The sequence below is a fragment of the Corynebacterium anserum genome (assembly GCF_014262665.1).
In the GTDB taxonomy this organism is placed as follows: domain Bacteria; phylum Actinomycetota; class Actinomycetes; order Mycobacteriales; family Mycobacteriaceae; genus Corynebacterium; species Corynebacterium anserum.
Genome location: NZ_CP046883.1, coordinates 1,480,988 through 1,505,428 on the forward strand (window position 1 = coordinate 1,480,988; position 24,441 = coordinate 1,505,428).

Sequence of the window (24,441 nt, forward strand, 5' to 3'; positions counted from 1 at the left end):
AAACGCCTGGGCATCGAAGCTTCCCAGCACACCTTCACTTAGCGGTTTCCCCAGTGTCGATTGTCGCGACGATCCTTGCGGTCATTGCGGCGGTTACTGAACTTATCGTTGCGTCCGCGGCTCTGTCGCTCAAAACCTCCGCGATCCTTTCCGTGATCAGAGAAACGGTTCCGGCCACCACGTCCGGAACGCTCACCACGAGCGTTCTCCCACCGGTTGTCACGGTCGCTATAACGGCCACGACCGCTGGTGCGTCCACCGCGATCACCACCGTTACGTTCACCTCGATCACGGCGTTTATGGCTGCCTGGGCGACCAGCTGGAGCACCCGGATCCGGCTCTATATTGATCAATTGTCCAGATACACGCGTGTCATCAAACAGGCGGAATACATCTTCTGGAAGGTCATTAGGAAGTTCCACCAATGAGTGCTCCGAGAAGATACTGATGCGCCCAAAATCACGGGAGTTCAAGCCGCCTTCATTTGCCAAAGCGCCCACAATGGCACCCGGGCGAACACGTTGGCGATGCCCAACGTTGAGGCGATAAACCGCAAACTCGTTGCCGTGGCGATCACTTACAGTAGGTGGCTTCTTATTAAAGCGCTCCTCAAATGGGCGTGCAGCACCACCGCCGCGCCGACCATCATCACCATAACGATCTTCACGTCGACGCTTGGGACGCTCGGTCTTCGGCGGTTCCTTCATCAGGAATTCCTCGCCTGACTGCATCTGAGCAGCCAACGCAGCAGCAATGTCCTCCATTGGAACATCGTTGTTTTCCGCATAGTTCTTCACTAGTTCACGGAAAACCTGCATCTGCGGGTCACCGAGGGACTCGGTTAATGCGTCATTAAATTTCTCCCGGCGCGCCTCATTAACTTCATCGACGGTAGGCAGCTCGATCTCATTGAGACGGGACTTAGTAGCGCGTTCAATAGCCTTCAGCAGACGCCGTTCGCGTGGGGTAACAAAGAGAATGGCGCGTCCCTTACGCCCCGCACGGCCCGTACGTCCAATGCGGTGGACATAGGACTCAGTATCGTGAGGAATGTCGTAATTAAAGACGTGGGTAATGCGGTCTACGTCAAGACCTCGTGCCGCAACGTCGGTAGCCACAAGGATGTCCAACCTGCCATCCTTGAGTTGATCTACTGTGCGTTCGCGCTGCGCTTGCGCAATATCGCCATTGATAGCTGCGGCATTGAAACCACGGGCGCATAGACGCTCGGCAAGCTCCTCAGTCTCATTCTTAGTGCGCACGAACATGATCATCGCTTCGAACTCGGTGACCTCGAGAATACGGGTCAGCGCGTCCAGCTTGTTGCGGTGGCTGACGAGCAGATAATCCTGCTCAATATTCTCCGACGTGCGTTGGGCAGCTTTCACCGTGATCTCCACTGGAGAGTTCAGGTACTGCTTAGACAGGCGCCGGATCCCATTCGGCATGGTTGCCGAGAACAGAGCAACCTGCTTTTCCTCCGGGGTATCTTCCAGAATGCGTTCAACATCCTCTTGGAAACCCATATTGAGCATCTCATCGGCCTCATCAAGAACCATAAAGCGCAGGTTTGAGATGTCCAGGCTGCCCTTTTCCAGATGATCAATGACGCGGCCGGGAGTGCCCACAATAATTTGAGCTCCACGCCTCAGTCCGGAGAGCTGAACACCATAGGACTGGCCCCCGTAGATGGGCAGGACAGAAATACCACCGAGGTGCTGTGAAAATGACTGGAAAGACTCTGCCACTTGTAGGGCCAACTCGCGAGTCGGTGCCAGCACCAACGCCTGTGGATGGTGCGCCTCTTTCTCAATCCGAGAGAGAATAGGCAGGGCGAAGGCAGCGGTCTTACCGGTACCGGTCTGCGCCAACCCCACCACATCATTGCCGTCCATCAGAACAGGGATGGTTTCGGCCTGTATTGGGGAAGGCTGCTCAAAGCCCACCTGTTTCACGGCGTTCAGGATGTCTTCTGGAAGACCCAGGTCATCGAATTTTGGCCCTTGATCGTCCTCTGCAGGCTCTTCTTCTGCGGCATCCGCGATGTCTTTTACCTTGTTAGCAGTCTCGGTCTTCTCAGATGTCTCTGCGTTCACATGCTCTGTGGCGTTGTCTACTGCGCTAGTGGCAGGGTTCTCGCATGCGTTAGAGGTATCCCCCAACACATCGGCCACACCTAGTGGCCGTTCGCCATTGCTCTCATTGTGCAGATTGTTCTGAGCTACCGATGTCTCGTCTTCCACCGGCTTGTTTACGTCGCCGGCGACGTTTTCAGTATCACTCATTGCTCGATTAGCCTACGCCGCCAGCTGGCTAAAAGCTAACGTCAGCGTGCATCTCGAACTTGAGCACACCCGCGATGCCCCCGAAGGAGTCCCAAGTCACGTTCATGCACAGTAGCGTTCCACCACACACCGTCTACATACGGCATCACCCCCCTGCAGCATAGGCATCTACCGCTTACCGCTGCGGACGGTAGCTATGAGGCACCCAGTAACTCCACTACGCGCTTTGCAGCCCGCTGACCGCTGCGCAGAGCCCCGTCAATCGTTGGATTCGCGTGTTGAATACCCGCCAACGCTATGTGGCTACGGGTGATGACATCTTCATTCGCGGCGCGGGTGGCTCGTCGTGGCGATAAAACAGGGTGAGCATTCGGAATGTGGTGCCTGGTGACGAGTTCCCATGCCGCAGAATCCACACCGAGCAATTGACCCATATAACGCCGCATTGTCTGTTCGTCTGGCACATCGCTTTCTTGTAGTGCTCGCGGGCTACCACCATATGCAACTGTTCCTTGCACCAGATGGCGCTTCGGCGCATAGTCAGGAGCCACTGCAGTCACTTCTGCGATGGATGCGATCGGGGTGTCACCTGTTCCATCAACGGTAATAACTCCGCGCTCGCACACCGGTTCGTCTGAAATAAACCAGAATGTGTCCTGCCCGCGCATCGCCGAGAGGTTGCGCCCCAACAAAGCAGCTTCTTCAGCCTGAGGCACCGCGAGGATCACGTATGAAAAACGCTCTGTACGTCCGTGCTCCCCTAGCTCCACATCGACGTATCCCGTGGCCTGATCGGTCGTCTCCACCACTTTTAAGCGAGTAACGCGCGTGTCGAGTTCCACCGTGACTCCAGAAACCCGGCTCATGAGGCTCGATAAGTCACCCATCCCTTGCGCTGGAATGGTTGCAGATCCTCGCAATAACGTGGCAAATACCCACTTGGCGTAGATTGACGACGTTTCACCATCTGTATCCAACAGGAACGCGCGCATGAGAGGGTCCATGACCGCGCTTCTTATTTGTCGTGTTACCCCAGAGCGATCCAGGCTTTGAGCCATGCTTAGGTCTTTGTTGCGTCGAGAATCGGATATCTTCCGCAATTCCAGCGAGGTTCGATGCGAAAGCTCGGCGCCGAGCCATTTGCGTAGGGCCATGAGGTCCCGAATGCTGATCGCTGAACGCATGCTCGGCTTAAAGATCCCAGCGAAGATGCGGGGGGAACGTATTGGATCTCCCAGGAATGCCGGCCCCTGCTTGGTCATACTTTGGATGCCGGCTTCAAAAGAGCGCATATTGAGCGCCGAGTATTCCCCCGGAGTGAGCAGCTCTTTGAGAGCCGGATACCACGAGTTAAGTAGCTGAAAACCCTTGTCGACGATGATGTCGTCGTAGCGTTCTGATTTGACCCGGCCGCCGAGGGTGCCCGTTGCTTCGAAGAGAGTGCAGCGAATCCCCGCTGTTCGGAGGGTGCGGGCTGCCGCCAGCCCGGCGAGGCCACCGCCTACGATTGCCACATCAGTCATTTGGGTTTCTCCAAAGCGCCACAAGAGGTCTGTTTGTCCGGACAGTTACGTCGCGTTTCATTGTTCGCAGAGCACTGTTCTGCTTCTCTGTGCGCCATGTTAGTTGCCGTGCTCTAGCTTCCCTACAAATGGCTCACGTGTAGAACATATGTTCTATTTATTTCTCAACGCCACCTCTTTATTGTCTCGCTCGTTCCTAACGTTCGACGTAGTGAATTCGAAGAAAAGCGACTTCAGAAAAGCCATTCCCGGGAAAAGCCTCGCGATGAACCCACTGCACATCACTTCTTCGATGTCAGCCCTCGGCTTCATTTCACTTTTCTCCCACACCCTTCCGCAGCATGAAACACAGAAGGAGGTTCCCATGCTGAATATCCGATCAATCACCACGTCCACACCTCACCCGCAAGCTTCTCCCCTCTCTGCTTTAGCTCCCGTTCGTGATAGCAGGCGCAATGCTGAACAGATCAAAGCACTACTGCGTCATCCTCGCAGTCGTATCCGCATTGCTCCCAACTGGAAAGCGCCTCACGTGATCGTGAATATGCGTAGTGCCCAAGCCCGCATACACGCATCGCGTCACAGAGTCTCACCCATCATGTGGGAAAAACTTATTGGTACACCCGCTCCCACTGACGCTCCTTTATTCCTTGTCACTTTGAGCGCGATGGTAGATGAGAAATCTCTGCGCGGCCCCCTGCGTAATGTGACCGTTGATATTCATTCGCTTTTCCGCTCAATTGTCAGAAACGCATGGATCCAGCGCGACAGCGAAGGCGAATCTCTTACGTGGACATGGCACGCGCTATTAACACAGGAACAGCTCGAAGCTGAACCTCTCACTACGCGTCCCCACGCTGCCTGAGGATGAGGTTGCAGAGGAGACGGTTGTTGCACGAAAAGAGGCCTACCTAGCCATCACCTCCGGTGTTGCTACATCTCCCCGTTCTCAATAGACGGACTTGCCCCCTCAGTGAGCAGATTCGCCGTCGTCTACATCCCTGTAGGACTCGCCGTCTTCATCGGTGTCAGCAGTATCCTCTTCGTCGTCATAAACGCCCTCATCATAAACATTGCCGTCATGAGCGCCCTCATCATAGGCGTCGTCAAGAGGAACGAGCATCTCTTCCCAGTCGTATGCCTGCTGGGCAGCAACTGCCAAGGCATCAAACATTAAAGAGAAATCAGTGAAAGTTCCCAGCTCCAAGATCTCGCGGGTGAGGTCGCCAATATCCGCCACCATGTCATCGAATACACCCTGGCGCTCGGCCTCACGTATATCTTCCTCATACTCGAAGAGCTCATCAGTCGCCTGCTCAAGCAATTCTTCAAAATCGTCGCCATAGGTCACAAAGGTCACACGCCCTTCGGGCTGCTCACCATCGGCTTCCAACTCCACAACCAAATGGGACTCCTCGCCTACCTGAGCGTGAACCACCAACGGTTCAGTGGGATCCTGCTCAAAGTCAAGATCTTCAAGCCGATCATCACTCCCCTCGATCAGATCATTCAACACGCTAATTACCTGATCCATGGCGATATGCTTGTTCACTTCAGCGACTGCCGCGTCCACAGAGAACACCACCCCCACCAGCGCTGCCTCAAATTCCTCATCCTCATCGGTGACATCTGCCATCGCCACAAACACATTGGCAGCCTTTATAGCGCTCACAGGTCCCTCACCGACGATCTCAGAAAATTGCACTTCGACCTCCGGAGCAATGGGAACAAACAAAGTGCCGTCCACAATGCGAGACTCAATACCCTCAGCGTCTAGGGCCTCGGCAATGTCTTCGTAGAAACCCATCACAGGTTCCTTTCTCGCAAGGGTTCCACCCCACGCGTGTTGCAAACCACGCCCCGGCGCGGATACGCACAGCCACCGAGACACCTTGAGGATAATGTTAGCCCCGTGCAGCCACTCCTGCTAACGCCACTAGCGTCCCGGACGGGGAAACGGAATTAACTCCGGCTCCCCATTCCAACCACTCATACGAAAGTTCTCCCAAACCTCGCGAAAATCTCTGCGCGGGTCATCGACAGTGTAGGAATCAATTTCGAAAATCTTCGTCGTACGCGCGGGCGCACAATATCTATCCCAGCCAGGCGATCCACCCCAAACAAACTGAGACCATGCCTCTTGCATCTGTTCCGTCACACAATCCATCTCTGACCCCAAGAGAATGCGCGCCCTAGAGGCTTGTGCGTCGCCAAATAACGCAGATAACTCCATCGAATGCATCGCACCGATTCCCAAACGCCGCAACACGGCCGGCGCATAATCAAATCGATACATCCAAACCAGCTCACCCGCCTGTGCATGTAACTCCGCTAAACGCACTGACTGAGCCCAGAAAACCGCATCCGCCAAGAACAAGGCAAAAGCCCCTCGGTTACCCAAATCCCCATAAGCTTTTTCCACATCAGCCGCCAGATCCGGATCATGCGCCAGCAGCATCCTACGCGCCGCCTCAGCACGGCGACTTTTCGAAAAGAACAACACCTGGGCGGCACTGAGCTCATCATTGTTAGTACCAATCAGCAATGGAACTCTCGCTTGCTTCTCCGAACCAAAAATCTGCAGAGGGTGCTCCGGGAGTGCATTACCGTCCACCGTGTTACCAAAACAAGAGTTCAGCTCCCACAAACCCCGCCCCCGCCACAACATTTGCTGCCCGGCGCGCACTAACTCACCGGCCGGCAAATCCTTCAGCTCTCCCATGCTCACAGTCCGGGGAGCAAAGCCCGCATACTGAACAAGTTTCCGCGCCCACACCGTGGACAATCCCCTGGTATGCACGGTCATCACCGGCGCTGACTGCAGAATCACCCGGTGGAAGAGCCCCTCAACAAGAGGGCTAGCCATCAAAGCACTGGCCGCAGAACCGCCGGCAGATTCTCCCATGAGTGTCACACGGCCTGGATCTCCACCAAACTGGGCAATATTTTTCTGTACCCATTTCAAGGCCAACAGTTGATCTTTCAGCGCAGGGTTCGGTTCCAGATCCTCACTACCGCTGATATCCAACGCACTCATATCGAGGTATCCACATACGCCCAAGCGAAAATTTATCGCCACATAGACGCAATTGACCTGCCGAGCAAAACTAAACCCGCGCAGTACGGCAGTGTGGCTCGCCCCGGCAAAGAAACCTCCGCCATGTAAGTAAACAACCACCGGAAGCTGTTCATCACTATCTGGTCGCACGATATCAAGGTTCAAGCAATCCTCATCGCCCACCACAGTATCTTTCCAAGTGTAGGTGGTCTGCGGTGCCACGCTTCCATAGTCATCCGCTGGCCAGACCCCTTGCCATTCCACTGGCCCCGGAGCCTTCCAACGCTCCGCCACCCCGTAGGGAACGCCTCGCCACGTGCGCACACCCTCCATCACCACACCGCGCACCACCCCGCCATCTACGTGCACATCGATAGGGCGGTGCGCAGTAGAATCTCCCACACCAGGTATCCCAGAATTCACACGACCTATTCCAGAAGCTGTCTCGAACGCCTGGTTCTCCCCCTCGTACGAGGTTCGTTTTTCAGCATCCTTCACGCTATCTCATTGTATTCTTCTTCACTGCCGACGCATCTCGAGCTCATCTCGTATCTCCTCCACCATAGCCGCACTACCTCCGGCTCATCCCCAGATCATGACGCACCATGATCTTCCCAATGATCCCTCACAACCTGGAAACATCATCCTCGATGGTCGCTACACCTCGCCCTTATCCATCCACAAATAGATATATCTGAGGAACAAAGACGGCAGGGTTTTCGTTAAGCTGGACGAATCGCCTTATGAAAAGGCCTTCTAAAAAAGGCCTTCTAAAAGACTGACAAAAACCAAGACTCACTCTGAAAGAGGTCTCAACGATGGGCATCTTCGGCTTCATCAAGCGCAAGAAGAACAAGGCACAGAACAACGACGCACCACGCGACTTTTCAGATTTGAAAGACTACCCACAAGGTGCTGTCGCTGGTCGCTTCTTCAGTGCGGTTGATCGCGCTGCGTCCGTACAACAACCTGCCATCCGCAGCTACGTTCAGAAACTAAACGCCAAGCACAGCGGAAAATCTGTGGAAGAACGTCAATCCATTTTGGATAAGCACTTCCATAACCTTGCAGTAGGAACCGGTACAGGTACTGGCGGTTTGGCCGCACTTCCCGGCATCGGAACCCTAGCCTCCATCGGTGGTATCGCCGGAGAATCCGTCATCTTGCTCGAGGCCTGCGGACTGTATGCCTTGGCCTCCGCCGAACTGCACGGAATAGATGTAGGCGACGAACAGCACCGCCGTGCTCTCATTCTGACGACCATCTCAGGAGCATCCTCCAACGAACTTGTGAACGCCCTCACTCAAGACGGGGCGCTGACTTCTGCTAAATCGCTACGTGGACTGCGCAATGCCTCGGGTAAGGAATTGGTCACCATCAATTCCACTCTGGGACGTATTGCGTTCAAACAAATGCGCAAGCGCTTCGGCGGCGCGTTGTTAAAGAAGCTGCTGCCGTTTGGTGTCGGAGCAGTTCTTGGTGCCCGGGCGAATAAGAAAATTGCTGAACACATGACTGAACAGGTCCACCGCGTCATCGCGGAACTCAAGCATCCTACTATGTAGGAATGTCCGCTCCGCTCATCACCGCGCTTCGCAAGCATCCGTGGATGCTTGCGGGTGCGGTGTTTTTCACGCTTGTGCTTCCTGTTGCAGCTGTCCTCATTCCTCTGTGCGCAGGCGCAGCGGTCGACGGCAAGAGCGGTGCCATCGAGGCTCTCATCTTCGCTGCCACCGCGCGTTTCGCGGTTCAGGGCTGCCGGCGTTTCTTTTCCGGTGCTCTTTCTATCCGAGTGCAGCATTCTTTGCGTATGGCGGTGATGCGCCGCCTTCAGTCTATTGATGCTGCGGAAGCTTCCCGGTTGTCAACTGGCCAATTGGTATCTCGCTGCATTTCCGATTTGGGGCAAATCCAGTCCATGGTGGCTCTAATTCCGGTGGTGGCCAGTGGCGTGGTGGAAGTGATCCTCATTTCGGCAATCCTCCTGTGGATATCGCCCGTGATCGCACTCGTGATGCTGGCCCATATCCCGGTGATGTTTTGCGTGGCTTTTCTTTCACGCCGCCGCCTATACCCCGCAACGTGGCTGGTGCAACAACAGCAAGCGACTGTTGCATCGCATATCGAACAGTGCGTCAGCGGGGTGCGGGTGATTAAGAATTTCGCGCAACAGCCGGCGATGATCTCCCGCTTCGATGCTCTGGCACGGGTTCTGTATGGACGCCGCATGCGAGTGGGGCGACTCACGGCTCTTTTCCAGCCTGCGTTGAGTTCCATTCCACAAGTGATGCTCGTCGCCACCGTGGTTGTTGGTGGTTGGCTAGCTCAGCGCGGCGCTCTTTCGCTTGGGGAGTTTCTTGCTGCCGCTACCTATGTCACACTCCTCGCCCGGCTTATCCGAATGACGGCATCCATGATGGTTACGGTGTTTCTCGCACGCGCGGCAGTGCACCGCGTCGAGGAACTCCTAGAACTTCCCTCCCGTCCTCAGCCCGACAGCGCGCACTCGGACTGTACGCCTTTCGGCATACGCGGCGTCATCCCGGGTCGGCCTGGTTGTCCATCTATATCCATCGACATTCCCGCTGGTTATTGGGCAGTGATCACGGGTCCTGCTGCGTCGGGTAAATCTTTCGTGGCCCGTGCTTTGGCCGGAGTGGATTCTTCAGCGTCGTCGGGGCTTTTTGCCACATTCCCCGACGCCACCTCCTGCCCTCTATTAGATCTGCCGGAAGACCAACGCCCGTCATTGTTCTAGATGAGCCTTTTCTCTACTCAGCTAGCATCGGCGAATATCCGTCTCGGTACACACGCCACGGAGAGTGACGTGTGGAGTGCGGCTCGTATCGCGTGTGCGGATGACTTCATCACGGAACTCGGCGGGCTGGACACGATGGTCGGCGAACGTGGACTACGGCTGTCCGGTGGGCAGCGACAGCGTATTGCCCTGGCTCGCGCGGTACTGCGCCACCCGAGTGTTCTCATTTTGGATGACGCCACATCTGCCGTTGATGCCACCACTGAGCGTCAAATACTGCGCAACCTCAGCGATCTTTCGGACGGTATGTCCGTCATCAGCATCAATCACCGTCTGAAAGATGGAAAACGTGGCCTCGGTGTTCCCCCAGATTCCATCCTCATTACGCTTTCGGAACCCCCACACCAAGAACTGTGGCCAGCGGATCCCCCGCCACCCCAAGAGAAACAAGGGGAACCACCGGCTGGCGTCGAAAAACTCGCAGACAGCGACCTAGAACAACCGCTAGTACAGGATTACACTGCACCACTGAGCATCAGAAACCTCAGTAGGTTAGTACCGGGATTGCTCGTAGCCGTGGTTGCTTCCCTATTTGTCACGGTCATCGCAGATGTATCCCTTCCAAGCTTCATCCGCCACGCTCTGGACGCTGGCGTCGCTCAGGAAGATCAGTCCGTGGTCAACCACACCGCTGCCGTAGCGCTCGCCGTGGTTGCGACGAGTTGGATCGCATTATCCATCAACACGGTGCTTACGACGCGGGCTGGAGAACGGATTCTTTATGCCCTTCGGGTACGCAGCTTTCGCCATCTCAATTGCCTGGACATGCGCTGGTACGAGGCTCAATCCTTCGGTCAGATCATGACGCGCTTAACCACGGACATTGATTCTTTATCCAACTTCCTGCAGACGGGTCTATCCCAATTCATCGTGAGCCTCACTATGCTCGTCGGCGTTCTGGGGATGTTGCTCTACACAAATCTCACGCTCACGGGAATCAGCGCCTTGTTCCTACCTGTCATTGCCCTTGCAGCATGGATCTTCAAGCGGACGGCCTCTCGCCTGTACTCCCACGCGAGGACCAAGATCAGCCGCGTGAATTCCACATTTCAGGAATCCGTCGCGGGTCTCATCACTGCGCAGGCCTATGGGTATGCGCCAGCGCTTTACCGCCGCTTAGAACATGAATCTGCGGCGTACTGCCGCACCCGCATCAAGGCTCAAGCGGCCGTCAGCGTTTTCTTCCCCGGCATCAATTGGCTCACGGATCTCGCCCAAGCAGCGATTCTCGCCCTCGGCTCCACGCTGGTTGCTCATGGCCACGCCACTCAAGGAGCTGTCGTAGCGTTTAGCCTTTATCTCACTGTCTTCTTCACCCCTGTACAACAGCTCTCCCAAATCTTCGACTCCTTCCAACAAGCAAAAGTGGGACTCGACCGCCTCCGGGGCTTCCTCAACACACAACCTCGCTTGGTGCATCATTGCCCTTCCCCTGTGATTTCTCCCTTGCTACCGCCACCAGTGTCCCCGGCGATCGTCTTCGACGACGTGGCTTTCAGCTACCAGATGTCTTCTGGGCATCCCTCGTCAAGAGATTCACACCAGTTGTGCTCAGAAACTCCGGATAAGCACTTACACGCCTCCAGACCTGCTGTTGAGCTCTCTCATACCTTCGAAGGCACCACGGCATTGGTAGGTGCAACGGGTGCAGGAAAATCAACCATCGCAAAACTCATCTCCCGCTGGTACGACCCGCAACGTGGAACGATCTCCGCCGGCCTCCAGGCACCCCCTCTCACATGCGGCACGTCCGACCCGGCAAGCGCACACAATCCATTGGTAGACATATCCACCATTGATCTACAGGCGTGGCGTCGAACAGTGGGGACGGTACCTCAAGAACCCCACCTTTTCCCTACTACGGTCGCGCAAAACATCGCTTTCGGGAAACCGGACGCCACCCGCGTCGAGATTGAACGTGCGGTCTCAGCAATCGGTGGTGAAGGCATCATCTCTACAATTCCCGGTGGTTATCTCGCACCGATCGGTGAACACGGCTATGGATTGTCTGCTGCTCAACGACAGATCATTGCTCTAGCTCGCGCAGAACTCATCCAACCTGCAGTAATGGTTCTGGACGAGGCGACAGCCAGTCTGCCTGAGGATGTGGAACGAACCATCGTCAGCGCTATAACTCAAGCTGCCAGTGGGCGCACGGCAATAATCATTGCCCACCGGCTTACCACCGCTGCGCGAGCAGACCGGATTGTGGTGGTGGACCGTGGGCGCATTGTGGAAACGGGAACACACAGCGAACTTGTGCAATCCGGCGGCTACTACGCACGTCTCTGGAACCATCAAGTGTGACCTATTAATTACGGAACAACATAGATTGCTCCTTCTCACACCGCAGGCCCGAAACAGTGGCTTTATCTGCAGATATATACATAAATGACATGCCCCCTAGTCGACAGGCTCGGTGCGACTTTGTAGTAGGGTGGAGCGACGAGACTGAAGTCATGAAGAAAAGAGGCGAGGACCTGCCGTGAGCAGCGCGAATTTCGGTCAGAATACTTGGCTGGTGGATCAGATGTACCAGCAGTACAAGAAGGACCCACAGTCCGTCGATCCAGAATGGCGCGACTTTTTCCAGAAGAACCCTCAAGACAGTGCCGTCACCCCGGCATCTGAGGCATCCAACAAAGGCCGCATGACCTCCAAGAAGGCAGTTGAGCAACAGAACGTTGCCAAGACCGCCATGGAGAAGCAGCCCGCCAATAAGAAAGAGGAGCCGGAATTTAACCGGGCCTCCGTCATTCCCAAGCGCGTAGCACCCCCAGCTCCCAAGGCTCCCGTCGAGGCTCCAGAACCAGGAGAAAAGGTCATCAAGGGCGCCTCGAAGGCCGTCGTCAAAAACATGGACATCTCGCTGGAAATTCCAACGGCCACGTCCGTACGCGACATGCCCGCCAAACTCATGTTTGAAAACCGTGCCATGGTGAATGACACCCTCAAGGCACGTGGTGGTGGAAAGATCAGCTTCACCCACATCATCGGTTACGCACTAATCCGTGCAGTGATGGCTCACCCGGACATGAACAACTCCTACGAGTTGAAAGACGGCAAGCCGACTCTCGTCGTCCCTGAGCACATCAACTTGGGTCTAGCCATTGACATGACCGCGAAGAACGGCACCCGTTCCCTGGTCGTTGCGGCCATCAAAGAAGCAGAAACCCTGTCTTTCTCTGATTTCGTCGCGAAGTACGAAGACATTGTGAAACGTGCCCGCCAGGGAAAGCTGACCATGGAAGACTTCTCCGGCGTCACTATTTCCCTGACGAACCCCGGTGGTATCGGAACCCGCCACTCCGTTCCGCGACTCACCAAGGGACAGGGCGCCATCATTGGTGTGGGCTCCATGGATTACCCGGCCGAATTTGCAGGTGCCTCCGAAGATCGTCTCGGCGAGATGGGCATCGGCAAGCTGGTGACTATCACCTCCACCTATGACCACCGCATCATCCAGGGTGCTGAATCCGGTGAGTTCCTGCGTACAATGAGCCGTCTGCTCATTGACGATAACTTCTGGGACGACATTTTCCAGTCGATGAAGGTGCCTTATGCTCCAGTGCGTTGGTCGCAAGACCTACCAAACATCGGTGTGGATAAGTCCACCCGCGTGATGAAACTGATCGAGGCATACCGCTCCCGCGGTCACCTCATCGCCGACATTGATCCCCTGCACTGGACGCAGCCGGGTCTTCCCGTACCGGATCACTCCGATCTCAACATCGAAACTCACGGCCTGACGTTGTGGGACTTCGACCGCACATTCCACGTCGGCGGCTTCCTCGGCCGGGAGACGATGACACTACGTGAAGTGTTGGCCGCGCTGCGCAAGGCTTACACCCTCAAAGTGGGCTACGAGTACACCCATATACTGGACAAGGAAGAGCGTGGGTGGCTACGTGAACGCATCGAAGCGGGGCAGCCACGCTACTCCCAGGCTGAACAAAAGTACATCCTGCAGAAGCTCAACTCTGCTGAAGCTTTCGAGAACTTCCTGCAGACCAAGTACGTGGGCCAGAAGCGCTTCTCCTTGGAAGGCGCAGAAACCCTCATTCCAATGATGGACGCCGCTATCGACCGTGCTGCCGGCGCAGACCTCGAAGAGGTCGTCATTGGCATGCCACACCGCGGTCGCTTGAACGTGCTGGCCAACATCGTGGGTAAGCCATATGCCAAGATCTTCACCGAGTTCGAAGGCAATATCGACCCAGCATCTGCAGGCGGATCAGGCGATGTCAAGTACCACTTGGGTTCCAAGGGGCACTACACCCAAATGTTCGGTGATGGCGAAATTGATGTCTACCTCGCCGCCAACCCTTCACACCTGGAGGCTGTCGACCCAGTACTCGAGGGCATCGCTCGCGCCAAACGCGATCAGTTGGAGACGGACCACTCCGGTGCTGTCCTGCCACTGATGCTGCACGGTGATGCTTCCTTCGCAGGTCTGGGCATTGTTCAGGAGACCATCAACCTCGCCAAGTTGAAGGCATACGAAGTTGGCGGAACAGTACACATCATCGTGAATAACCAGATCGGTTTCACCACTACTCCAGATTCCGGCCGTTCCACCTTCTACGCCACCGACCTTGCAAAAGGCTTCGACTCTCCTGTCTTCCACGTCAACGGTGACGACGCCGAAGCTGTCGTGTGGGTCGCCCAACTTGCTGTGGACTACCGCAACAAGTTTGGCAAGGACGTCTTTATTGACCTGGTTACCTACCGCCGCCGTGGTCACAATGAAGCCGACGATCCTTCGATGACGCAGCCACTGATGTACAAGATCATCGGTGAACTACCCACGTCTCGCGCGCAATATACCGAGACCCTCATTGGCCGCGGGGATCTGTCTGAGGAAGACGCAGAAAAGGTACAGCGGGACTTCCACGAGCAGCTGGAAACTGTATTCAACCAAGTTCGCGAGGCAGAAAAGGGAGCGAGCCCAAAGGCTCAGACAGGCATCACTGGTTCCCAGGATCTCCCACGCGGTTTGGACACCTCCGTGTCTCGTGAGCTCATCGAGAAGATTGGCGAAAAGTTCATCAACACCCCTGAGGGGCTTAAAGTTCATCCTCGTGTGAAGCCTGTCATCAAGCGGCGCGCGGAGATGTCCAAGAACGGCAACATTGACTGGGGGTTCGGTGAGCTACTCGCTTTCGGTTCCCTGGTAGAGGGGGGCAAGCTAGTCCGCCTGGTTGGTGAGGATTCTCTACGTGGTACCTTCACCCAGCGTCATTCCGTGATCTTCGATTCCGAAGATAATGACCGCTATAACCCACTGCAGGAACTCGCGGAAGAAGCCGGCAATGGTGGCTCCTTCCATACGTATAACTCCGCGTTGACTGAGTACGCTGCCATGGGCTTCGAGTATGGCTACTCCGTGGGCAACACGGATGCTCTCGTCGCGTGGGAAGCACAGTTCGGCGACTTCGCCAATGGTGCTCAAACCATCATCGATGAGTACGTTTCTTCCGGTGAGGCCAAGTGGGGCCAGCTATCTAGCCTGGTTCTTCTACTTCCACACGGTTACGAAGGCCAAGGCCCTGACCACTCTTCTGCCCGCATTGAGCGTTTCTTGCAAATGTCCGCTGAGGGTTCATGGACTGTGGCTCAGCCTTCTACCCCGGCTAACTACTTCCACCTACTGCGTCGCCATGCTTTGGGTAGTCTTAAGCGCCCATTGGTTGTCTTCACCCCGAAGTCTATGCTGCGCAACAAGGCTGCGGTGTCCTCCATCGAGGACTTCACTGAGGTTAAGAAGTTCCATTCTGTCATCGACGACCCTCACCACGATGGCGTGGCCAAGGATGTAAAGACTGTCCTCATGTGCTCGGGCAAGATCTACTACGACCTGGAAAAGAAGCGCGCCGCTGACAAGCGTGATGATGTTGCCATTATCCGCGTAGAGATGCTGCACCCTGTGCCGTACAACCGCATCCGTGATGCGCTGGGCAATTACCCCAATGCCACGGAGATCCGTTGGGTTCAGGACGAGCCAGCCAACCAGGGTCCTTGGCCTTTCCTCGCCCTACAGCTTCCGGAGTACCTACCGGGTATTCAACTCAAGCGGGTATCACGCCGTGCTCAGTCTTCCACTGCAACTGGTGTGTCCAAGGTGCACCAGATGGAGCAAAAAGCACTGTTGGATGAGGCTTTCGCTGAGTAATCCCACTGCTTAACTCCACTAGCTGAGGCTAGACGCAGCACACGCCTCCCGGATCCCCTGCAGGGGATCCGGGAGGCGTGTTCGTCGCTACACTTTCGATTACTCCACTCGCTGATCCCCTATCACCCCGGTACGCGTTTCCCGGCTAGCCCTTTGAGTACTCCCCTAACTCTCCCCACATCTTTCCTAGCCCAGTTTTTCCTTTTCTCGATAATCCAAACTCACACTATCTGGATCCTCTGCGCCGCGCCTCAACTCGTCCAGAGTCTTCCCGTTAATTCCCTGGCTGAATGTCACCTTGTCCTCCCGATCCATGAGCCTGTCATTCACTAAGCCCACAATGTTTTGCGGCAGGTCATTTTTACCTTTCTTTTTACACGCCACAGCACTACCGAAGTCCGTTATGGTCACGCCGTTGGGAAGCACCGATAGCAGGGTTCCATGGGTCATGTGCTGCTGAGTAGTGAGATCGACCGGTGCTTGCTTCGCGATAGTGCGGCGCAATTGTTCGCCTTGCAAAGGAGCAACCATATCTAACATCTCACCGAGGCAACCGAAGGTAAACTGAATGTCTCCTGTACGTACTTTGTCTAGCCGGTCTTTTAGAGAAATGTGCTGGGTGATAATCGTACGGTCTGTCCGGTCGAGCATATCTGCGTAGTACAGCTGTAGCCCTTTGACTACTTCGCCGTCCACCCACGGTTGTTGCGGATCCGTATCCGGCACGCCGATTACCACGTCCCGGGGGGTTTCGGGGAGTCCCTTATTGTCGAAACCAGTGATACCACATGCGCTCGTTGCGAGGAGAGAGCTTAAAACCATGAGGGATGCGCCCGTCCGACGCGTAAGGAGTCGCTTCCCGTTCATGTCTTTATTCTTCCTCTCTTGCGGGATCTGGGGGATTTTTGCTTTCCTTAGACTCTCACTATGTGCGATAAGTGGGTAGGTTGTGGACCTGCGTACGCACCGGAATAGCTCTCTGCCCATAGTCAGGGGCCAGGCGGATCTCGGGGAGTTATCGAGTGAGCGTTTCTAAAACCACGCGTAAAAATATAATGCCACTGCCGTGACGAAAGGCACCAGGATCCAAATGCCGGCACGCTCTCCCCGGTGACGGCAGCGGGATGCGAAAGCCACGGAGACGCACGCGATCCCTGCTCCAATAATGTGGGCGACCCATGCGCTGTGTCCCAAGAATGTGAGGACGACGGCAAAGCCCACAAGGCCACCGGTAATCGTTCGGCTCAACACATGCACAGTGAGGATTCTCCTTAACAAGACTCAGACACACCAACATTACCTGCATGCAGTAATCTTGGGCGTTATGAGTTCAATGCGTGTGTTTGCCGGCCGCTTGGCTGGCATGGTGGTTCTTGGTCCCGATGGAGACTCCGTAGGTCGCGTTCGCGACGTGGTCATCTCGATCTACGACGAACGCGCGACCGCCCTCGGAATCGTTTTGGAACTCGCGTCGAAACGCAAGATTTTCCTGCCTATGCTGCGCATTGCGGCGTTGACGTCGAGTGAACTCACTACGGTGAGCTCCAATGTGAACATGCGCCCTTTTAAAGCTCGCTCCGGTGAGCTTTCCCTGATGGATGATCTAGTCGGCGCTAAGGTGCACACGGATGACCCTGAACACCCTGAACTCCACGGGAAAGTAGTGGAGATTGTAGACGTGGAGATGGAGCGTAGCCGCACCCGTGACTGGCGTATCCGACGCGTAGCTGTCGCTCAGCGTTCTCGTCTGGGTCGGCTCAGCAAAATCACCATCATCCACCTCAACCACATTCAAGGACTCCACGCATCGGGTACAGGCCAAGTTAATCCAGATGCGGAGCTCTTAGCGTCGTTTAAGGAAATGCGTAACGCAGACGTGGCTAACGCGTTGAGCGATCTTTCCGAAGATCGACGTAACAAAATCGCGGCTGAGATGGACGATGAACTTCTAGCTAATGTCTTGGCAGAAATGCCCGAAGATGACCAGGCCAAGATCCTCAGCCATCTGAATATTGAGCGCGCCGCCGACGTGCTTGAAGAAATGGATCCGGACGACGCAGCAGACGTTCTGGCCGAGCTGCCAGGTGATAAATCTGACGTGCTCTTGGAGCTCATGGACCCTGAAGAGTCCGAGCCAGTTCGCCGCTTGATGGAGTTTTCCCCTTCCTCCGTGGGTGCATTGATGACTCCGGAACCAATCATCCTTCCTCCGCAAGCAACGGTGGCTGAAGCCTTGGCTCACGCCCGCAATCCCGAGCTGCCGAGCTCCCTTGCGTCGATAATCTTCGTTGCCCGCCCACCGCAGGCCACACCGACCGGAAAATACCTCGGATGTGTCCATCTTCAAAAACTTCTTCGGGAACCACCTTCTGTTCAAATCGGCGGGATTCTCGATTTGGAATTACCGGCGTTATACGCAGAGGATTCGCAAGAAACCGCAGCACGTTACTTCGCTACCTACAACCTCGTGTGTGGACCAGTCCTCGATGCTGACAATCACCTGCTCGGGGCAGTTGCGGTGGATGACCTCCTCGACCATCTGCTGCCTGAAGATTGGCGTGAGCAAGATTGGCGTGTTGGTGAGATCCCCACTACGGCCTCGTTCCAACCTCACCCCGCGCATCAGAGCAACTAACAACACGGAAAGGAGGGCTTAAGCGCCTATGGCAACCAACTACAAGAAGACCGACCTGGATACTCCCAACGCAAAGGTGAAGCGCAAGCGCATCAACCTAGACGGCGACACCGTCGGTAGGGGGGCGGAGAGCATTGCCCGCTTCCTGGGCACGGGTAAGTACCTCGCCTACCAGACCATCTTCGTGGCAGGCTGGGTGATTGCGAACATTTTGATGACCGTCAAGGCATGGGATCCCTACCCCTTCATCCTTTTGAATCTAGCGTTTTCCACCCAGGCGGCCTACGCTGCCCCTCTGATTCTTCTGGCTCAGAACCGGCAGGATGACCGCGACAAGATCGCCCTCAATGAGGATCGACGCCGCGCCGCCCAGACAAAGGCAGATACTGAATTCCTCGCCCGTGAACTGGCTGGCGTGCGTGTTGCCGTGGGTGAATCCGTCACTCGTGACTATCTGCGCCGAGAACTCGACGAGATCACCGACCTCCTCCATCGCATCGAAGACAAATTGGAGGATCGCAGCCACGACGATAATACCCTCACAGATGACGTCAATAGCACGACGGGCGTTTCGCACCCAAAGATCTAGGTTTCATACCATCGATGATGGCTTTCACATCACCGGAGAAGATCACACCTTCGATGAGATATAGTCCACACAATGTGCTCTACTTTTCTTGCCCATCAACAGCGCTGCGTTAGACTAGAGCAATCATGTCGACTGTCACAGAATCCGCTGTCCGCAGCGCGCTTTCCCGCGTAGAGGATCCCGAACTCAACCACCCCATCACCGAGCTGGGCATGGTGAAATCAATTGACATCAACGGCTCTGACGTGGCTGTTGAAATCTACCTCACCATCGCTGGATGCCCGATGAAAAACCATCTCGTCGAGGCAACTCGCAAAGCTACCGAGTCCGTCGAAGGAGTCGGTAATGTCACGGTTACGACCGATGTCATGAGTGATGAGCAGCGTCGCGAGGTACGTATGAAGGTGCGCGGTAACACCGCGGACCCGGTAATCCCATTCGCACAACCAGATTCCACCACCCGCGTGTATGCCATCGCTTCCGGAAAAGGCGGCGTAGGTAAGTCCTCCGTCACCGTCAATCTGGCTGTCGCCCTAGCACAGCGCGGACTGAAGGTGGGCGTGATCGATGCCGATATTTATGGTCACTCCATCCCTCATCTCATGGGTTCTACCGACAAACCGCACCAAGTTGATGAGATGATCATGCCTCTACAGGCTCACGGAGTGAAACTGATTTCCATCGGCCACTTTGTCGGGGACAATTCTCCCGTGGTCTGGCGTGGGCCCATGCTGCACCGTGCGATACAGCAGTTCCTGGGTGACGTGTTCTGGGGGGATCTTGATATTCTTCTACTTGACCTTCCGCCCGGAACGGGCGACGTCGCTATCTCCGTCGCTCAGTTGGTGCCGAATGCTGAATTGCTCATCGTCACCACGCCGCAAGCAGCTGCAGCAGAGGTCGCTGAACGAGCGGGCTCTATCTCTCAGCAAACCCGCCAGCGCATCGGCGGTGTCATCGAGAATATGAGCTGGATGGTGCTGCCTGACGGCTCACGCATGGAGCCATTCGGTTCGGGTGGTGGCCAGTTCGTGGCGGATCGCCTCACTCAGATTTCCGGGGCAAAGGTTCCTCTCCTAGGCCAGATTCCTTTGGATCCCAACCTGCGCATCGGCGGCGATGTAGGCAACCCCATCGTCAAGGCAGAACCTCACTCTGCTGCCACCCAGGCCTTCGGTGCCATAGCGGACCACTTGTCCCTACGCCGTTCCTCCTTGGCCGGGAAATCCCTGAACTTAGGTGTCACCAGGAAATAGATCAAATACGTCGAACTCCGGTGCCAGCCGGGGGAAGAAAACATTAGCTGAGCACGCTAGCGGTCTACTGGACGGCGCGTGTTAGAGCACGTCGTCCCATAAGTTATTGATGGCAGGCTGTGGCTGAGACTGGGACTGCGCGTCTCCCGAGGGCTGAGGCTGCGAGTGAGGCTGCTTATGTGCTTCTGACGCTTCTGACGAGGCGACCATGTTCTCAGCGGCGCGTTTCACCGCGGAGCCTTGTTCACGAGATTCTCCCACCGCACTTTGCTGAGTCACCGGAACTCCCCCGCTTTCAGAACCTGATGCCGCCGCTTGCGGGCTGTGGGGAGCGGTTTGGCCCCTACCGCGCAGCGCCTCTCGCAGATCGGGCTTTCGAACAGAATCGACGGTGTCTTTGACCTGCTGGGTTGTGGAGCCCATGGACTCCAAGAAGCTATCGTCGCCGTCAAGCAGAGTCTTAGTGAGAAAACCCTTCGCACCCATTTGACGCACCGAGTTCAGCTCGGCCAAGGGCTTCGAGAACTGCTTCATCTCCTCGCCAAACTCGCCGTCGAGCTGTGCGCGTGCTTCGGAGACAGCATTGCGGAATGCCAAAAGGACAGCTCGTACTTCTTTAATGAGACCCGGAAGACGCTCAGGGCCGATAACGAGCAACCCCACAACGAGGAGAACGAGAACCTCTCCCCAACCAACGCTTGAAAACACTCGTTTACCTTATCCCACTTGAGATCGAACCGCCGAAGTATCAGCTGGACTTCGACTTTCTTTGTATTCGACGAAAGAACAGATCCACACCGTCAATAAGAGTTTCGGGCCGGCGGCGACCATCCACGCCAAATCCACGATCGCGGCTATATTCTTCGCAGCATTCGGGTATTCTGGTCAGCCGCTCAATGAGACTTCCAGAAGCGTGCACTCCGCAATCATCACGCAGCCGTTCGGCCGCCCGACGTTGCTCGCGGACTTCATCCCGGCAGCGTTGACAGTGAACCAAGTGAACTTTTGCCCGGTGTTCAGCGCGCGGCGATAGTTCGCCATCAACCAAGGCAGCCATGGCTTCTGGCGAGAGGTGCTCTACAGACAGAGCGTGGTCTGGTTTATACGCATGCACCATCTGACGTTCTCACACCTCCTTGGTCGTTAATCACTGCCGAATGTACCTGTGCACCGAGAAATTGTCAGCCGCAGCTCCACGAGCCTTCAGCCGGCTGGACATCCTCGATCAACTTCTGACGCTAACCGACATAACTCAGCGAGCCTTCCCCTTGATCCCGCTCAAGCATCGCACGTAGCTGCGCACGCGCACGGTGGATACGGGAACGCACAGTTCCCATCTTCACGCCAAGAGTTTGGGCAATCTCGTCATAGGACATTCCTAAACCATCACACAGGACTACTGCGACACGGAAGTCTGGACTGAGCTGATCAAGAGCCTTTTCTAGCGCTGGATCCAGATTGTTAAGTTCGAAGGCGTTTTCAGGGTCTGGTTGGTTACCGGCAATCCGGTCATAGTCATCTGGTAGTGCCTCCATGCGGATAGTGGAGCGGTGACGCACCATATCCAGGAAAAGGTTGGTGGTGATGCGATGTAACCAGCCTTCGAACGTGCCCGGGCGATACGTCTTCAAACTCCGGAAAACACGCATGAATGTGTCCTGGGTGAGGTCTTCAGCATCATGCTGGTTACCGGTAAGTCGGTACGCCAAGCGGTAGACGCTATCCGCATGCTGTTCAACGAGTTCCGCCCATGTCGGCATATCTCCCTGACCGGCATCAAAGTCGGCCGTACTGCGGGGAGCTGAGGAAGGACGTGTGGAACTCATGATCTCTATATTGAAGCATGTTTGTGGTGTCCAGGTCATCTTCAGCTGGCAGATTCCTGTGAACATCGGGGAACTCCCCATGTCACACACCGTGAAATCTCCAATGAGCACCTTCACACAGAGGATTCTGGTCACTGTTGTCACAGTTGTTCACTCTTTTTTCTTTTTTCGACGCCACCCATGACACTCCGCGCTTTAAGCCACCTTTCCAGCGGTTTCTCCCATAAGGTGACTTGCGTGAATGCTGCGAATAACTCCCCCGCCGACGCGATCCGTGATTACGTAGAGCGCACCACGGATCCGGACGAAGTATTAAGCGCTGCGAACGAAGCTGCAGATGAATTCGGGCTGCTCACTCCGGATGCCATCACCGGCGAGTTACTGACGTTCCTTGCTGCCCGCGCTGCCGGAAGCAGCGCATTGGATGGACACACGCCCACCGGCATCATCATGTCCCCGGCGTGTGGCGTCATCGGTTTGCACATTTTCGCTGGTATCGGTTCTGGCCATCTCACCTGCATCGAACCTGAGGTGCAGCACCAACAGCTCGCCCGAGCGGCTTTTCAGGCAGCTGGGGTACGTAACAACATGTATCGCTTCCTCCCCTCGGCTCCTCTGGATGTTGTGGGCCGCTTGGCTCAAGAGTCCTACGACCTTGCTGTCGTGGATGCCGCAGAGGAAGATCTTCTCCAAACCGTCCAGGCCACGTTGCCCGCTTTGCGCCCGGGTGGCCTGCTCATTCTGCTCGATTCCTTATTGGATGGTTTGGTGGGTGACTCCTCCCGCACTGACCGCCAAACCATCGCTGCTCGCGAAGCCGACTCGGCTCTCCGAGAGATGGTGGGAATTACCGTCGCACGCCTCCCCCTCGGCGCTGGTGCCACCCTCATCACCAAGAACGCCTAAGACCTCAGACGCCTACGCCCCCAGCATTCACCTTTGCAGCGGCTACCGAGAATTGACAAGGCTGCGCATGCTGAGACTCGCATGCGCAGCCTTCACTCTCACTGCTACATCCTGGACCCTCACACTGTTTCGTTCTTACCGACGCAAACCACCCCACCCTTGGAGACGCTGAACCTCTCCTCGTCAAGAGCACGATCCACACCGATAATCTGACCTTCAGTGATCTGAGCATTCTTATCCACAATGGCGTGACGCACCACAGCGCCCTTACCTACACGCACGCCCGGCATCAGTACGCACCCTTCAACGGTTGCGCCTTCTTCGACAATGACATTCTCACTGAGAACTGAATTCCGTACCGTTCCGGCTGACACGATGCAACCGGCGGACACCATGGAGGACTGAGCAATGCCACCCTTGACGAACTTTGCCGGAGGAAGGTTTCCGGTCTCAGCAGTGTGAATAGGCCACTTCTGGTTATACAGGTTGAATACAGGATGGACGGAAATGAGATCCATGTGTGCCTCGTAGAAGGCATCGACGGTACCCACGTCACGCCAGTAGCCCTTATCGCGTGACGTCTCACCCGGCACAAAATTCGAGGAGAAGTCGTACACATAGGCTTCATTCCGGTTCACGAACATTGGAATGATGTCACCGCCCATATCATGGTTGGAGTTCTCGTTTTCAGAATCCTCCTTCAGCGCATCGATCAGCGCCTGGGCGGTGAATACGTAGTTACCCATCGAGGCGAAGGAAACCTCCGGATCATCTGGCACACTTGGAGGCTCTGCTGGCTTTTCCAAAAATTGTTCGATCTTGTTATCCTCGCCAGCTTGGATCACACCGAAAGCCGTGGCTTCCTCACGCGGTACGCGCAATCCCGCGACGGTCACAGAGGCTCCCGAAGCGATGTGTGCTTCCACCATCTGCTCCGGATCCATACGGTAAACGTGATCAGCACCGAAGACGATGATGTAATCGGGGTTCTCGTCATATACCAAATTAAGAGACTGCAAAATTGCATCCGCAGAGCCCGTAAACCAACGCTTACCCAGACGCTGCTGAGCAGGAACCGGAGTGATGTACTGACCTGCGAGTCCGGATAGCTGCCACGATTGAGAGATGTGACGGTCCAAAGAGTGGCTCTTGTACTGGGTGAGTACACAGATCTTGTAGTATCCGGCATTCACCAGGTTAGACAGCACGAAATCGATGAGACGGTAGTTACCGCCGAACGGTACAGCTGGCTTGGCGCGGTCTGCCGTAAACGGGTACAGACGCTTTCCTTCGCCGCCAGCGAGAACAATGGACAGGACGTTAGGAGTGGTCTTCACACCTACTACGGTAGTTAGGTTTCAAAAATTTCGCCG

Annotated in this window: 18 protein-coding genes; 9 read left to right on the forward strand and 9 right to left on the reverse strand. The window is 55.7% G+C overall.

The window, feature by feature from the left end; translation table 11 throughout:
• Positions 1-38: 38 nt before the first annotated feature.
• The gene (locus tag GP473_RS06160; protein WP_186276719.1) at positions 39-2,285 is read right to left on the reverse strand and encodes a DEAD/DEAH box helicase; all 2,247 of its coding nucleotides are present in this window, start codon (positions 2,283-2,285) and stop codon (positions 39-41) included.
• Between the two features lie 194 nt (positions 2,286-2,479).
• Positions 2,480-3,808 carry an FAD-dependent oxidoreductase gene (locus tag GP473_RS06165; RefSeq protein ID WP_186276720.1) on the reverse strand — a complete coding sequence of 443 codons (1,329 nt, stop codon included), beginning with the start codon at positions 3,806-3,808 and terminating at the stop codon, positions 2,480-2,482.
• A 364-nt stretch (positions 3,809-4,172) separates the two neighbouring features.
• On the opposite strand from GP473_RS06165, the gene GP473_RS06170 reads away from it, so the two are divergent.
• Positions 4,173-4,673, forward strand: coding sequence for a hypothetical protein (locus GP473_RS06170; RefSeq protein WP_186276721.1), 501 nt, complete (start codon positions 4,173-4,175; stop codon positions 4,671-4,673).
• Between the two features lie 105 nt (positions 4,674-4,778).
• On the opposite strand, the gene GP473_RS06175 is transcribed toward GP473_RS06170, so the two are convergent.
• Together GP473_RS06175 and GP473_RS06180 are read right to left on the reverse strand one after the other, a co-directional pair.
• Complete coding sequence (locus GP473_RS06175; RefSeq protein ID WP_186276722.1) at positions 4,779-5,615, reverse strand: hypothetical protein; 837 nt, start codon at positions 5,613-5,615, stop codon at positions 4,779-4,781.
• Between the two features lie 129 nt (positions 5,616-5,744).
• Positions 5,745-7,289 carry a carboxylesterase/lipase family protein gene (locus tag GP473_RS06180; RefSeq protein WP_246394714.1) on the reverse strand — a complete coding sequence of 515 codons (1,545 nt, stop codon included), beginning with the start codon at positions 7,287-7,289 and terminating at the stop codon, positions 5,745-5,747.
• Between the two features lie 395 nt (positions 7,290-7,684).
• On the opposite strand from GP473_RS06180, the gene GP473_RS06185 reads away from it, so the two are divergent.
• The 4 genes from GP473_RS06185 to GP473_RS06200 all read left to right on the forward strand — a co-directional run bounded on the left by GP473_RS06185 (position 7,685) and on the right by GP473_RS06200 (position 15,856).
• Entirely contained in the window at positions 7,685-8,431 is a 747-nt protein-coding gene (locus tag GP473_RS06185; RefSeq protein WP_186276723.1) for a hypothetical protein, read from the forward strand.
• A gap of 2 nt (positions 8,432-8,433) precedes the next feature.
• A complete protein-coding gene (locus tag GP473_RS06190) occupies positions 8,434-9,624 on the forward strand; it encodes an ABC transporter ATP-binding protein (protein ID WP_186276724.1) in 1,191 nt (396 codons plus the stop codon).
• Positions 9,625-11,991, forward strand: a complete 2,367-nt coding sequence (locus GP473_RS06195) for an ABC transporter ATP-binding protein (RefSeq protein ID WP_186276725.1) — start codon at positions 9,625-9,627, stop codon at positions 11,989-11,991.
• A 178-nt stretch (positions 11,992-12,169) separates the two neighbouring features.
• Complete coding sequence (locus tag GP473_RS06200; RefSeq protein ID WP_185770056.1) at positions 12,170-15,856, forward strand: multifunctional oxoglutarate decarboxylase/oxoglutarate dehydrogenase thiamine pyrophosphate-binding subunit/dihydrolipoyllysine-residue succinyltransferase subunit; 3,687 nt, start codon at positions 12,170-12,172, stop codon at positions 15,854-15,856.
• Positions 15,857-16,042: 186 nt separating this feature from the next.
• On the opposite strand, the gene GP473_RS06205 is transcribed toward GP473_RS06200, so the two are convergent.
• Positions 16,043-16,723 carry a hypothetical protein gene (locus tag GP473_RS06205; protein ID WP_185770057.1) on the reverse strand — a complete coding sequence of 227 codons (681 nt, stop codon included), beginning with the start codon at positions 16,721-16,723 and terminating at the stop codon, positions 16,043-16,045.
• A 457-nt stretch (positions 16,724-17,180) separates the two neighbouring features.
• Here GP473_RS06205 and GP473_RS06215 point away from each other — a divergent pair, with 457 nt between their 5' ends.
• From GP473_RS06215 to GP473_RS06225, 3 genes are all read left to right on the forward strand, one after another.
• Entirely contained in the window at positions 17,181-18,491 is a 1,311-nt protein-coding gene (locus GP473_RS06215) for a magnesium transporter (RefSeq protein ID WP_185770058.1), read from the forward strand.
• A 28-nt stretch (positions 18,492-18,519) separates the two neighbouring features.
• Complete coding sequence (locus tag GP473_RS06220) at positions 18,520-19,080, forward strand: DUF1003 domain-containing protein (RefSeq protein ID WP_185770059.1); 561 nt, start codon at positions 18,520-18,522, stop codon at positions 19,078-19,080.
• A gap of 125 nt (positions 19,081-19,205) precedes the next feature.
• Positions 19,206-20,336: an Mrp/NBP35 family ATP-binding protein gene (locus tag GP473_RS06225; RefSeq protein ID WP_186276726.1), complete on the forward strand. Its 1,131-nt coding sequence runs from the start codon at positions 19,206-19,208 to the stop codon at positions 20,334-20,336.
• Between the two features lie 81 nt (positions 20,337-20,417).
• Here the strand turns inward: GP473_RS06225 and GP473_RS06230 are convergent, their stop codons facing one another.
• The 3 genes from GP473_RS06230 to sigE all read right to left on the reverse strand — a co-directional run bounded on the left by GP473_RS06230 (position 20,418) and on the right by sigE (position 22,162).
• Complete coding sequence (locus tag GP473_RS06230) at positions 20,418-21,044, reverse strand: twin-arginine translocase TatA/TatE family subunit (protein ID WP_186276727.1); 627 nt, start codon at positions 21,042-21,044, stop codon at positions 20,418-20,420.
• A 40-nt stretch (positions 21,045-21,084) separates the two neighbouring features.
• Complete coding sequence (locus GP473_RS06235; protein WP_186276728.1) at positions 21,085-21,453, reverse strand: anti-sigma factor family protein; 369 nt, start codon at positions 21,451-21,453, stop codon at positions 21,085-21,087.
• A gap of 121 nt (positions 21,454-21,574) precedes the next feature.
• Positions 21,575-22,162, reverse strand: coding sequence for an RNA polymerase sigma factor SigE (gene sigE / locus GP473_RS06240; protein WP_246394715.1), 588 nt, complete (start codon positions 22,160-22,162; stop codon positions 21,575-21,577).
• Positions 22,163-22,399: 237 nt separating this feature from the next.
• Between sigE and GP473_RS06245 the strand changes: the two genes are divergently transcribed.
• On the forward strand, positions 22,400-23,068 hold the full coding sequence (locus GP473_RS06245) for an O-methyltransferase (protein WP_246394717.1): 669 nt from the start codon (positions 22,400-22,402) through the stop codon (positions 23,066-23,068).
• Positions 23,069-23,187: 119 nt separating this feature from the next.
• Here GP473_RS06245 and glgC read toward each other — a convergent pair whose 3' ends face one another.
• Complete coding sequence (gene glgC, locus GP473_RS06250; RefSeq protein WP_185770064.1) at positions 23,188-24,405, reverse strand: glucose-1-phosphate adenylyltransferase; 1,218 nt, start codon at positions 24,403-24,405, stop codon at positions 23,188-23,190.
• Between the last annotated feature and the right edge of the window lie 36 nt (positions 24,406-24,441).